Source organism: Pseudomonas sp. BN414, assembly GCF_029871275.1.
GTDB classification, from domain to species: domain Bacteria; phylum Pseudomonadota; class Gammaproteobacteria; order Pseudomonadales; family Pseudomonadaceae; genus Metapseudomonas; species Metapseudomonas resinovorans_C.
Genome location: NZ_SSOL01000079.1, coordinates 20,316 through 33,308, shown reverse-complemented (window position 1 = coordinate 33,308; position 12,993 = coordinate 20,316). Strand labels below are relative to the sequence as shown.

Here is a 12,993-nt window from a genome sequence, read left to right as displayed (position 1 = left end):
TCACTCAGTATCGAGCCTGTTAGAGATCGTTGACCGCGATCAACAAACTACTTCGCGATTGGCGCTTAGCTTGAGCATCGGTTTAGGCCTGTCTGGCTCAAGACCATGTCCTTCGTTGGAGACACCACGATGAACGCTAAGCGGTTTACTTCTCTGGCCTTAGGTCTATTCCTGGTGACCCACCTGGGTCTGACCATGGCAAACCCGACTGGCAGCGTCTACACCGCGAACGAGCGGGCGGCCTCCATAAGCCAGGTCGACCTCGATACAGGCGTGATCAGCACGGTTGCCTTGCCCATCTCCCCGCACAACGTGCAGGTTTCCCCTGACGGCAGCTTGCTTTTGGTGGTTGGGATTTCCGGACATGCCGGGCATTCGAGTGGTGAAAAGGCCAGTGGTCAGTTGCTGGTATTCAGTACCACCGCGCTGGATAGACCGCAGTTCAGCCTGCCAGCCGGCGATCACCCGGCTCATGTGGTCACCGACTCTACTGGGCAGCGCGCCTTTGTTACCGACTCTGCCGCCAACCAGGTGCGAGTCTTCGACCTCAAACAGCAGGTTGAACTACCTGGCATTCCGACTGGGCGCTATCCCCACGGGCTGCGCTTAAGTCCGGATGGCCAAACGCTCTACGTCGCCAATATGCGGAGCGACAGCGTCTCGCTTATCGACGTCACCACGCTTAAGGAGACCGCGCAAATTCCAGTGGGTAAAGGTCCTGTCCAGGTGGGCTTTGCCCCCGACGGAAGCCTGGCGTTTGTGTCGCTCAGTGCCGCGAACCAGCTTGGCATCATCGACACCGCCGGACGCAAGGTGATCGGCAAGGTTGATGTGGGCCGTACGCCGATCCAGATGATGGCCACCGTTGACGGCCGCCAGGTCTATGTCGCGAACCAAGGCAGTGGCCAGAATCCGGACGATCGAGTCTCCATCGTCGATCCCCAAACACGCAGCAGCATTGGCACCGTGACCACCGGCAAGGGCGCCCATGGTGTGGCCATTAGCACAGACGGCGCCTATGTGTTTGTCAGCAATATCGAAGCGGGCACCGTCTCCGTAATTGATACGAACAGCCGCAAGGTCGTTGGCACGCACAAGGTCGGCGCTGGTCCGAACGGGATCAGCTACAAGCCGCCGAAGGCCAACTAGCCCTTCGATATGCCGCAGGGAATGGCACCAAAACCAAGTCTTGCGGCACGGATGGGGTCATTTGAACGACGTTCGAGCGACCTGACGACGACTCAACCGATAGCCGTGTTGCTGAGGCCGCCACACAAATTTTCGAGCATGGTTAAGGAGATGATGATGTCTAACATTCGCAATGTGCTGATCGGACTCTGCATGGCTGCTGCGTCTCTGGGGGTCATGGCGCAAAACACCGATGAACACTCGGCACATCACCCGGCCGATACTGCTGGTTCAGCGGCCACCGAGAAGATCCCCCCTGCCCAGCAAATGGACAAAGGGCAAATGGCGGCGATGGACCAGCACATGAAGGCCATGCAAGCCATGCACGAAAAGATGGCTGCAGCGAAAACTCCGGAAGAGCGTCAGGCGCTGATGGCCGAGCATATGACGCTGATGAAGAACGGCATGGCCATGATGAAGTCCATGGGGGATGGAATGTCGGGTATGGCGGTAATGCAAGGCGGCAAGGGTATGGACGGTGATATGGCCGCACGTCAGCAGATGATGGAAAAGCGCATGGACATGATGGAATCCATGATGCAGATGATGATGGACCGTATGCCCTCCACGCCGTCGAAGTAGCTCTCACCTTTCCGAGGAGGCGCTATGAACCATCATTCCGATGAACACAGCTCGCCAACCAGCTTCTGGCGTTCCCGCTACGCAATCGGCCTTGTGGTGATCGGTGGAGTCGCCGGCTATTTCCTGCTGACCGAGCACCTGGCCCATGTGGTCGGCGCCCTGCCGTATCTGCTGTTACTCGCCTGCCCACTGATGCATGTCTTCATGCACCGCGGGCACGGGGGGCACCATCACTCAGGCCAGAGCAAATCGGCCCCCTCTGGAAAGTCCGATCCCCGTAATCCAGGAGACCCATCATGAACCATGGTGAAACCGCATATGGTCTCTGGTCGCTGGTTTTCCTCAACTCAGCGATCTTCATCATGTTTGCTTTCAGCTTCTTCAAACCTGCGACCGCCAGAGACTGGAGGAGCTTCGGCGCATTTTCTGCGTTCATCGTCGCCCTGTTCGTGGAAATGTATGGCTTTCCGCTGACGATTTACCTGCTTTCAGGCTGGTTGCAGTCCAAGTTCCCAAACCTCGATCTGCTGTCCCACGACGCCGGGCATCTGTGGTCGACGTTGCTGGGCGATAAGGGCAATCCGCATTTCAGTGCGCTGCACATTGCCAGCTACATATTCCTGGGCTTTGGCTTCTATCTGCTTTCGGCCGCGTGGAACGTGCTCTACCACGCGCAACGCCGACACTCTCTCGCCACAGCTGGGCCCTATGCCTGGATTCGACATCCGCAGTACGTAGCTTTTGTCCTGATTCTCCTAGGCTTTTTGCTTCAGTGGCCAACCCTTCTGACTCTGGCGATGTTCCCAGTGCTGCTGGTGATGTACGGACGCTTGGCGGTTACCGAAGAGCGGGATATGCGCAAGGAGTTTGGCGCTGCTTACGACGCTTATGCCCGTGCCACACCCAGGTTCATTCCGCGCTTTCGAGCTGGGTTCCAAGCGGGTCAGGGAGGCTGAAGTATGGAGCAGCAAAGCTTCGATCTGAGTCACACAAGAGCCACGTCCGGTGTGTGAGAGTTCCATGCGAGCAGACGAGGGGTCTGTCGGGCACAAGGGGCGAACGCGAGCGTCAAAAATGGGCAACTTGGAGCCCTCGATCAACCTCGGCGAACGCTCTCCAAGCCTTACAGAATCGTAATTGTTAGCCCCCAGAGCCCGGTCTAAACTGCCCCACATGCAACGCTACCTGCGCCTGTGTCTGCTCCTGCTGTTTAGCTTCGCGCTTCCTTTCAACGGGATGGCGGGCGAACAGTCGCCGTCGGAGCCTTGCCCGATGAAGTCCGCGAGCATGAGCAAAGTGATGGACACGGGCGCGGACTGCTGTCACGGCAATTCCGATCATGGCAAGCTCTGCAAGCCTGGCCTGGAATGCAAGACCGTCAGCATCCTGCAGGTGAGATTCCTGAAGCCAGTTGTAGACCTGGCTTTCCCCGTAGCAACGACCTCCTTCAGCGATTTCCTGCCTGAGCGAATGCCATCCAGCATCTGGCATCCCCCCCGCGTTTGATTTCTGTTCCCTACTGACTGCCGCGCGACTCACGCGGCGCAGCTAATCTCCGTTCGTGCCGTATGCCACGCAGCGGAGCTTCACAGGAATCGTGACGATGAACCCAACACGCTATTGCACCGGCTGGCCAATCGCCGCCGTGGTGGCATCTGTAATTGGCGCACCTAGCCACGCCGCCGACTTGACCCTCGACGAAGCCTTGCGGCTGGCTGAGGACAACGCTCCATCTCTCGCCGCCCAGACGTACAAACTGCAAGCCGCCAGCAGTGCAGCCATCCCCGCCGGTGAACTGCCAGACCCAAAATTGATCCTCGGCGTGCAGAACTACCCCGTTGGCGGCCCCGACCGCTGGACCCTCAAGGAAGACTTCATGACCATGCAGATGGTTGGGGTCATGCAAGAAATGCCCAACGGCGACAAGCGTCGGGCGCGCAGTGAGGTCGCCAATGCGGCCGTCGATCGCGCGGCCGCCGATGGCCGCATCGAGCGCCTGAAGGTTCGCCAGGGCACAGCTGAAGCCTGGATCACCCGTTATTCGGTGGAGCGCAAGCAAGCGCTCTTTGGCGAGTTGTTCCGGGAGAATCGGCTCCTGGCCACTACAGTGAACGCGCAAATTGCCGGGGGGCGTGCCCAGGCCGCGGATGCGGTGACCGCGAAACAGGAGGCGGCCCAACTCGCCGAGCAGGAGGACGAACTGGTTCGCCAGCAGACCGAGGCACGTGCTGCGCTGCGCCGCTGGATCGGCCCTGCCGCGGACGAGCCCTTGGTCGGCGAACTGCCAGTCTGGCCGATTGCGGCTGCGGAGTATGCCGGCAAGCTGGAGCGGAATCCTGAGCTGGCAGCTTATGCGCACATCACCGGTGAGGCCGAAGCCAAAGTTCGAGAGGCAGAGGCGGAGAAGAAGCCCGACTGGAGCTGGGAGGTCGACTACCAACGCCGGGCCCGTGAGTTTGGCGACATGGTGAGCGTGGAGTTCACCTTCGACCTACCGATGTTTCCAGGGTCCCGACAGAACCCCACGATCGCCGCCCGCCGTGCCGAGCTCAACCAACTGGAGGCTGAGCGCGAAGCTCGCACGCGGGAAAGCGCCCAGCAACTGGAAGCGGACCTTGCTGAGTACGAGCGCCTGAACCGCTCGGTCCGTCGCAGCCAGGACAGCCTGCTGCCGCTGGCGAAAGAGAAGGTCGACCTGACCACGGCCAGCTACCGCGCCGGCACGGGTGACCTGTCCTCCGTCATTGCAGCACGCCGCGAACTGATTGAGGCACGCCTGAATCACATTGACGTCGAGGGACAGCGTTCCCTGACCGGCGCCAGGCTCCACTTCACCTACGGGGAGCGTCACTAATGAGCGCACAACTCTGGAAAGGTGTGCTGCTGAGCGGCCTTTCGATCGCCCTGGGGTTAGCAGGCGGGTACTGGTACGCCTCCTCCGGCATGGGCGACGCTTCCAACGCGACAGCCGAGCACGCCACTGCCACTCAGGACGGACGCAAGGTGCTGTACTGGTACGACCCCATGAGCCCGCAGCAGAAGTTCGACAAGCCGGGTAAGTCGCCCTTCATGGACATGGAGTTGCTGCCCAAGTATGCCGACGAAGGCGCTGACAGCACCTCCATCAGCATCGACCCCAGTCTGACGCAGAACCTGGGCCTGAGACTGGCCACCGTCACTCGCGGCCCCCTCACCAATACCCTGGATGTGGTTGGCGTGCTGGCCCTCAACGAACGAGAGGTCGCGGTGGTCCAAGCGCGCGCTGGCGGCTTCGTCGAGCGGGTTTACGCCCGGGCGCCAGGGGATGTGCTCAAGGCGGGAGCGCCGCTGGTGGACCTGTTGATCCCGGACTGGGCCGCCGCTCAGGAAGAGTTCCTCGCGCTGAAACACAACGGCGATGCCAGCCTGTTGGCAGCGGCACGTCAGCGGCTGCAACTCCTGGGCATGCCGCCGACACTGATCAGCCAGGTCGAACGCGGAGGCAAGTCCCGACCGGTTCTGACGTTGAGCAGTCCGATTGGTGGTGTCATCCAGGAACTGGACGTGCGCGCCGGCATGACGGTGGCGGCCGGCACCAATCTGGCCCGGATCAATGGTCTGAGCAGCGTCTGGCTGAGCCTTGCTGTCCCGGAATCAGAAGCTGGCTCGATTGCGCAAGGCCAGGCGGTTGAAGCACGCCTGCCGGCCTTTCCTGGCGAAGTGCTCGCAGGGACAGTCGATGCGATTCTGCCGGAAACCAACCCCGACAGTCGCACACTGCGGGTACGGGTCGAATTGCCCAATCCCGATGGCCGTCTGCGCCCCGGCCTGACCGCCCAGGTCCGTTTGAATCGTTCCTCCGCGCAGAGCGTCCTGTGGGTGTCCAGCGAAGCTGTCATGCGCACGGGCCGCCGCGCTTTGGTCATGCTTGCCGAGGACGGCGGTCGTTATCGTCCGGTGGAGGTCCGGCTTGGGCCGGAAAGCGCCGGCCGCACCGTAGTGACCCAAGGGCTCACGGAAGGCCAGCAGGTGGTCGCTTCCGGGCAGTTCCTGCTGGACTCCGAGGCTAGTCTCAAAGGCCTGACCGCGCCCGCCGAGAGCAAACCCACTTCAACCTCCGCTCCCGTGCGGGACGAAGCCGACGCGCAGGTCACGGCGATCGACGCTGCCAGCGTTACCCTGGCCCATGGGCCATTCGAGACAGTGGGCATGCCGGGCATGACCATGGCCTACCCGCTCGCCGATCCCACCGTGATGGTTGGCATCAAGGCTGGCGACAAGGTCCGTGTCACGGTACGCCAGACCGACAGTGGTCTGGTAGTCGAGCGTTTGGAAAAGCTCGGAGGCCAGCCATGATTGCCGCACTGATTCGCTGGTCGTTGGCCAACCGCTTCCTGGTCATACTGGCCACCCTGTTCGCGACGGCCTGGGGCGTCTGGTCGGTGCAGAACATGCCGATGGATGCGCTGCCCGACCTCTCCGACGTCCAAGTGATCATCCGCACCCCTTACCCGGGCCAGGCGCCACAAATTGTCGAGAACCAGGTCACCTATCCGTTGGCGACCACCATGCTCTCGGTCCCGGGGGCGAAAACGGTGCGGGGCTATTCCTTCTTCGGGGACAGCTTCGTCTATGTGATTTTCGAGGATGGCACCGATTTGTACTGGGCCCGTTCCCGCGTGCTGGAATACCTCAGCCAGATCCAGAGCCGCTTGCCGGCCACCGCGAAACCGGCGCTGGGTCCGGATGCCACTGGAGTGGGCTGGATCTTCCAGTACGCCCTAGTGGATCGCAGCGGTGGGCACGACCTGGCGCAATTGCGCGCCTTGCAGGACTGGTTCCTCAAGTTCGAACTGAAGACCCTGCCTAACGTCGCCGAGGTGGCCACCGTGGGTGGCATGGTCAAGCAGTACCAGGTGGTGCTCGACCCTGTGCGTCTGGCCAGTCAGGGCATCACCCAGGATGCAGTGATCGAGGCCATCGGCAAGGCCAACCAGGAAACCGGGGGCGCCGTGCTGACCCTGGCGGAAGCCGAGTTCATGGTGCGCGCCACTGGCTACCTAAAATCGCTGGACGATTTCCGCGCCGTGCCGCTCAAACTCGCCAGCGGCAGTGTACCGGTCACCCTCGGCGACGTGGCGACCATTCAGCAAGGACCGGAGATGCGTCGCGGAATTACCGAGTTGGATGGACAGGGCGAGACGGTCGGCGGCGTGGTTATCTTGCGCAGTGGTAAGAACGCTCGCGAGACCATCGCCGCAGTGAAAGCCAAGTTGGACGAGCTTCAGAAAAGCCTACCGGCCGGCGTGGAAATCGTGACCACCTACGACCGTAGCCTGTTGATCGATCGCGCGGTGACAAACCTCAGCCACAAGCTGCTGCTGGAGTTCATCGTGGTCGCTTTGGTCTGTGCAGTGTTCCTCTGGCACCTGCGCTCCTCGCTGGTGGCGATCATCTCTCTACCGATCGGCGTGCTCATCGCCTTCATCATCATGCAGAAGCAAGGGATCAACGCCGACATCATGTCCCTGGGCGGGATCGCCATTGCCATCGGCGCGATGGTGGACGCTGCGGTGGTGATGATTGAGAACGCCCACAAGAAGATCGAGGCGTGGCATGCCGCCCATCCAGGCGAGGAGTTGAAGGGCAAGCATCACTGGCAGGTGATGAGCGATGCTGCCGCCGAGGTCGGGCCTGCGCTGTTTTTCTGCTTGCTGATCATCACCCTGTCCTTTATCCCGGTGTTCACCCTGGAGGCGCAGGAGGGCCGCTTGTTCGGGCCGCTGGCCTTCACCAAGACCTACGCCATGGCGACCGCTGCCGCGCTGTCGGTGACCCTGGTACCGGTGCTGATGGGCTACTGGATTCGCGGGCGCATTCCCAAGGAAGAGCAGAACCCGCTGAATCGCGGGCTGATCCGAATTTACGAGCCCGCACTGGAGTGGGTGCTACGCAATCCCAAACTGACTTTGGTGGTGGCTGTGGTGGTCTTTGTCAGCGCCCTGTGGCCAATCTCGCGGTTGGGCGGTGAGTTCCTCCCACCCCTGGACGAGGGCGACTTGCTCTACATGCCCTCGGCACTGCCAGGCCTGTCCGCACAGAAAGCCAGCCAGCTGCTGCAGGTGACCGATCGCCTGATCAAGACGGTACCGGAAGTCAGACACGTCTTTGGCAAGGCAGGCCGTGCCGAGACGGCCACCGACCCGGCGCCGTTGGAGATGTTCGAGACCACGATCCAGTTCAAGCCGCGCGAAGAATGGCGCGCGGGCATGACCCCGGAAAAGCTGGTGGAAGAACTGGACCGGGTGGTGAAGGTGCCTGGGCTGACCAACATCTGGATTCCACCGATCCGCAACCGTATCGACATGCTTGCCACCGGGATCAAGAGCCCGATTGGGGTTAAGGTCGCCGGCCCCAACCTGGCGCACATCGATGCCGTTACCCAGGCGGTGGAACAGGTCGCCAAGACGGTACCTGGTGTCAGCTCGGCGCTGGCCGAGCGCCTCACCGGCGGACGCTACGTTGATGTCGACATCGACCGCCAGGCCGCCGCGCGATATGGACTAAACATCGCTGACGTCCAGTCCATCGTGGCCAGTGCCATCGGCGGCGAGAACATCGGCGAAACCATCGAGGGTCTGGCGCGCTTCCCGATCAGCGTGCGCTACCCACGGGAGTGGCGGGATTCGCCAGAGGCTCTGGAGCAGTTGCCGATCTACACTCCTCAAGGCCTGCAAATCACCCTGGGCATGGTGGCCAGGATCAAGACCACCGACGGTCCACCCATGTTGAAAAGCGAAAATGCCCGGCCCTCCGGCTGGGTATATATCGACGTGCGTGGTCGGGATATCGCCTCGGTGGTGGCCGACCTTCGCAAGGTCGTCAGCGAACAGGTCGAGCTGAAACCGAGGATGAGCCTCACCTACTCAGGGCAGTTCGAGTTTCTCGAACGGGCCAATGCCCGGCTCAAGCTGGTGGTGCCGGCCACGCTGCTGATCATCTTCGTCCTGCTTTACCTGACTTTTGCCCGTTTTGACGAGGCCTTGCTGATAATGGCCACCCTGCCGTTCGCCCTGACCGGAGGGATGTGGTTCCTCTATGTGCTCGGCTACAACCTGTCAGTGGCCACCGGCGTCGGCTTCATTGCCTTGGCCGGCGTCGCCGCCGAGTTCGGTGTGATCATGCTGCTCTACCTGAAGAATGCCTGGGCCGAACGCGAAGATGCCGGCGACGCTACTGAGGAGGATCTGCTCGCGGCGATTCGCGAAGGCGCCGTGCAGCGTGTGCGACCGAAGGCCATGACGGTGGCGGTGATCATCGCCGGCCTGCTGCCGATCCTCTGGGGCAGCGGCACCGGCAGCGAGATCATGAGCCGCATCGCCGCACCGATGGTCGGCGGCATGGTGACTGCACCCTTGCTGTCGTTGTTTGTCCTGCCGGCCGCCTACTGCTTGATGCGGCGTCGGCACCTACCCCCTCACGTGAACAATCAACGCGCCGTTTCTGCGGGACCTTAAGTAAGGAATAACCAACTGCAGGAAGGAAAAGTTCTTCCTGCAGTTGGAGTTGTAATTGCGACTGGATTTACTTCCAATGCTGTTCGAATTGTAGGTTTTAATATTCAGAAACACTAAGCGCCCGGCGAATTGCCGCTTCCCTCCTATATCTGCCAGTTTCTGGCATGTCGCTTACCAAAATGTAATTTTCGCCTCAGCTTGATGACAGGTGGATTTTCTAGCATTCCAGTGGGAAAACCGAAATTAAGGTGAATGGAATGAAAACAATCCAAACAGTCATGGCAATATCGTTCTTGGTAGTTTCCCCCGTTGCATTGGCTGAAGGCGGGGCTGATCGGGTATTTGGGCGAATGCTCCAGTCCAATGAGAAAGCCATGGCGCAGTACGCTGAAGCGCAAGGTAAAGCGGCGCCTGCAGTAAAGCACTACAAGTATGGGATGACGTTGGACATCTCCAAGGTGGTGAGCGTTACACCCAGCAGCAGTGCTTGCGGCGTAGTGCCGGCACGTATGACTTATGAGGACTCCCGAGGCGAGTTGCACACCATTGAATACCGCGTCCAAGGCTTTGGCTGTCCCCATGGCGGTTAATTAACGAACAGAAGAACTGGGTAGTTTAAACACTACTTGCTTACTTTCTGCTGACAGAAAAGTAATTTTGAAGTCACCCTGGCGTTAGTTTGCGCGTGGAACTATGGCCGTGGTGCGCATCAGCGGGCTGAGCGCACCACCTGTTCTTAATAAGAAACCATTAACAGAAGAACTGCCAATCACGCCAGGAGTAGAAAATGAACAACAAGAGCCTGTTTGGCCTATCGCTCATTGCGTTGGGCATCGGCGTTGGGCACGGCGCAATGGCCGATGAGCCAAAACCAGAAGGCTTCATCGAGGGCAGCAGCCTTACCATCCTCAACCGCAATCTGTACTTCAATCGCGATTTCCGCAAAGGCCAATCGAGTCGCACCGGTAACGGGTTTTCCGAGGAGTGGGCCCATGGAATCATGGGCCGGTTCGAGTCCGGCTTCACCGAGGGCACCGTGGGAGTCGGGATTGATGCCTTCGCCATGTTGGGGATCAAGCTCGACTCGGGTGACGGCCGATCCGGTGCCGGCGGTTCGGTTGACGTCATGCCCTACAACAGCACTGGTCAGCCCGAGGATGATTATTCCAAGGTCGGGGGGGCGGTCAAAGCCCGCTTCATGGATACCGTCATCAAAGCCGGTGATGTATTCCCGGTGACGCCGGTGGTGCAATACGGCGATTCGCGCCTGCTCCCGGAAAGCTTCCGGGGAATCACCCTGGCCAACACCAGCATCGATGGGCTGACCCTGCAGGGTGGGCGCCTGCATGCGATGAGCCAGCCCAACTCCAGCAGCATGCGGGATGGTTTTGCAACCTTCTACGCCGGCGCGGTGGACTCGCCATGGATCGCCTACTTTGGCGGCGATTACTCAGTAAATGACAACGTTGCCGTCAGCCTCTACACCAGTCGCCTCAAGGAAGCCTGGAACCAGTACTACTTCGGCACCACGCTGAGCTATCCGCTGGCGGATGACGTAGCGCTGATCGGTGGGTTCAACTACTACAAGGCTGTTGATGAGGGAAAACAGCTCCTCGGCAGCTTCGACAACAACATCTGGAGCGGCAAGGCCGGGGTGAAGTTCGGCGCCCACAGCGTCATCGTGGCTTATCAGCGCAACAACGGTGACGATGACTTCGATTACCTGCGACAGTCCGATTCGATCTACCTGGACAACTCCATCCAGTACAGCGACTTCAACTCACCGAAAGAGCAATCCTGGCAGGTCCGCTATGACCTGGACATGGAGTCCTTTGGCGTCCCCGGCCTGAGTTTCATGACCCGCTATGCGCAGGGTTGGGACGCGGATTACACCAACGCGAACGCCGTCTACATGCGGCGGGATGCCAATGGCGATCCGCTGACTAATCAGAAGCGCTGGGAGCGAGATATCGAGGCCAAATACGTGATCCAGAGTGGCTCGCTCAAGGACCTGTCCTTCCGTATCCGCCAGGCCACCACGCGGGCGACCGACTTTGAGTCGGACCTGGATGAGTTCCGACTGATCGTCGAATACCCGCTTGAAGTGTTGTAAGTGACTCTGGGTGGACTCCCCGCAAGGTGTTCACCCCGATCCATCACCATTACCTCCATTGTGCTCCCTTGGAGGTAATCCTCGGCGCCTGCGGGCGCCTCTTTTTCTCCCGTCCGAAAGCTCAGCCAGAGCGACGACTGTCTGTCCCCTGATGCGCCAGAGGTGGAACACAGTAAAGGAGACAAGTATCCAGTATCCAAGACCTTGAAGGAGCATAACGAGGCTTCAATGGTTCAGAACCGGCTACAAGCGAGGGGAGAAAAAAGGAAAACCCGGCCAACCTTTTGGCTGGCCGGGCGTGCCGGTCGGGCTTGAGGTTACTTGGCCGGGTAGTCGGCGATTACCTGGTCGGTACCCGCCTGAGTCAGGCCAATGACTTGATAGGCGTCTTGTTTCCCGCCCACTTCCATGCCGGGAGAGCCTGCCGGCATCCCCGGTACGGCAATGCCCCGCAGATCAGAGCGCTTGCTGAGCTCGACGATTTGCGCAGCCGGGACATGACCCTCGATGAATTTGCCATCGATCACCGCGGTATGGCAGGACGCCAACCGTGGCGCAACGCCGAGGCGCTGCTTGACCGAGGTCATATCCGACTCGACATGATCGATAACCTTGAAGCCGTTGGCTTCAAGGTGTTCCACCCACTTCTTGCAGCAGCCGCAACTGGCGCTGCGGTGGACATCAACCGTCAAAGCTTCCGCTGCTTGGGCGGCGGAAACGGTGAACAGAGAGGCGAGCGCGAGAAACCTCAGTACTCGATGAGATTTAGCTTTCATGGACGTGCTCTTTGCCATCGGCATGGGTGTGGGATTTCGGCGCCGGCGCTGTGTCGTCCTGAGCTTGCTCCGCCTCATGGTGATGGACTTCACCTTCTTCGCCGCCTTGGTGATCGGTACCGCCCTGGGCGGCCGGTTCAGCGGCATGATGATCCTCTTGCTGGCTGGCTGACTCACCCGCGTGGTGATCTTCAGCCGCCTGCCCAGCGCCATGGTGATCATCGCCCGCGCCATCCTGGTGGCTGCCGCCCGCGGACACGTTGTCGCCGTGCAGGCCTTCGTGGTTGTGCATCTTGGTTTCACCACCACCGTGCTGATGGCCACCGCTGCTGGCCACCAGCGCGCGGTACTGCTCGGCCTCTAGGGTGGGAAGCTTCTGCAGGAACGCCACTATGCCCCAGATGTATTGGTCACCCATGCTCCTGCCCCAGGCCGGCATGCCTGTGGCCTTGATACCATGCTTGATGATCCAGAAGGCACTTTCCGGGCTGCCGTCGACGCCGACCTTGGTCAGGTTTGGCGGCGCCGGGTAAAGACTCTGACTGAGTTCGGTTTGAGCGACGCCGGGGGCCAGGTGGCAACCGATGCACATGGAGTTGTAGTTGCCGGCGCCGGCGCGAATCAGCGCTTCATCCTCCAGATTCGGCGCCTGGAGATCCCGCGCTCGTACTTCGATCGAACGCTCCCGGGCCATAGTCAGAAAAGCGTGGATGGGGGCCAGGTGCGGATCATCGGCGCCCACATTGACCAGGCCGAAATACGCCACGCCCATGACACCAACAAAACCCACCGTGCTCGCAATGGCTAAGGTCTTTATTGTTCTTTTCATGTCGGCCTC

12 protein-coding genes are annotated in these 12,993 nt (G+C 60.5%); 10 read left to right on the top strand and 2 right to left on the bottom strand.

Features of this window, described 5'->3' with window-relative positions; genetic code table 11:
* Positions 1-105 precede the first annotated feature (105 nt).
* The 10 genes from E8E95_RS27945 (at position 106) to E8E95_RS27900 (ending at position 11,379) form a co-directional block, all read left to right on the top strand.
* Positions 106-1,149, top strand: a complete 1,044-nt coding sequence (locus tag E8E95_RS27945; RefSeq protein ID WP_280355513.1) for a beta-propeller fold lactonase family protein — start codon at positions 106-108, stop codon at positions 1,147-1,149.
* Between the two features lie 156 nt (positions 1,150-1,305).
* The gene (locus tag E8E95_RS27940; protein ID WP_280355511.1) at positions 1,306-1,770 is read left to right on the top strand and encodes a hypothetical protein; all 465 of its coding nucleotides are present in this window, start codon (positions 1,306-1,308) and stop codon (positions 1,768-1,770) included.
* Between the two features lie 24 nt (positions 1,771-1,794).
* Positions 1,795-2,070 (top strand): DUF2933 domain-containing protein, encoded by a 276-nt coding sequence (locus E8E95_RS27935; RefSeq protein ID WP_280355509.1) that lies wholly within the window; start codon positions 1,795-1,797, stop codon positions 2,068-2,070.
* A complete protein-coding gene (locus tag E8E95_RS27930; RefSeq protein WP_280355507.1) occupies positions 2,067-2,726 on the top strand; it encodes an isoprenylcysteine carboxylmethyltransferase family protein in 660 nt (219 codons plus the stop codon). Before E8E95_RS27935 ends, E8E95_RS27930 begins: the two co-directional genes overlap by 4 nt.
* Before the next feature lie 217 nt (positions 2,727-2,943).
* A complete protein-coding gene (locus E8E95_RS27925) occupies positions 2,944-3,276 on the top strand; it encodes a hypothetical protein (protein ID WP_280355505.1) in 333 nt (110 codons plus the stop codon).
* 97 nt (positions 3,277-3,373) lie between these two features.
* Entirely contained in the window at positions 3,374-4,624 is a 1,251-nt protein-coding gene (locus E8E95_RS27920) for a TolC family protein (protein ID WP_280355503.1), read from the top strand.
* Positions 4,624-6,105 carry an efflux RND transporter periplasmic adaptor subunit gene (locus E8E95_RS27915; protein ID WP_280355501.1) on the top strand — a complete coding sequence of 494 codons (1,482 nt, stop codon included), beginning with the start codon at positions 4,624-4,626 and terminating at the stop codon, positions 6,103-6,105. Before E8E95_RS27920 ends, E8E95_RS27915 begins: the two co-directional genes overlap by 1 nt.
* Positions 6,102-9,266 carry an efflux RND transporter permease subunit gene (locus tag E8E95_RS27910; protein ID WP_280355499.1) on the top strand — a complete coding sequence of 1,055 codons (3,165 nt, stop codon included), beginning with the start codon at positions 6,102-6,104 and terminating at the stop codon, positions 9,264-9,266. Before E8E95_RS27915 ends, E8E95_RS27910 begins: the two co-directional genes overlap by 4 nt.
* Positions 9,267-9,523: 257 nt before the next feature.
* Positions 9,524-9,856, top strand: coding sequence for a DUF2790 domain-containing protein (locus E8E95_RS27905; RefSeq protein WP_280355497.1), 333 nt, complete (start codon positions 9,524-9,526; stop codon positions 9,854-9,856).
* 197 nt (positions 9,857-10,053) lie between these two features.
* Complete coding sequence (locus E8E95_RS27900; protein WP_280355495.1) at positions 10,054-11,379, top strand: OprD family porin; 1,326 nt, start codon at positions 10,054-10,056, stop codon at positions 11,377-11,379.
* A 317-nt stretch (positions 11,380-11,696) separates the two neighbouring features.
* Here the strand turns inward: E8E95_RS27900 and E8E95_RS27895 are convergent, their stop codons facing one another.
* Both E8E95_RS27895 and E8E95_RS27890 read right to left on the bottom strand, forming a co-directional pair.
* A complete protein-coding gene (locus E8E95_RS27895) occupies positions 11,697-12,155 on the bottom strand; it encodes a DUF411 domain-containing protein (RefSeq protein ID WP_280355492.1) in 459 nt (152 codons plus the stop codon).
* Positions 12,145-12,984, bottom strand: coding sequence for a c-type cytochrome (locus E8E95_RS27890; protein ID WP_280355490.1), 840 nt, complete (start codon positions 12,982-12,984; stop codon positions 12,145-12,147). The genes E8E95_RS27895 and E8E95_RS27890 overlap by 11 nt, the downstream gene beginning before the upstream one ends.
* Between the last annotated feature and the right edge of the window lie 9 nt (positions 12,985-12,993).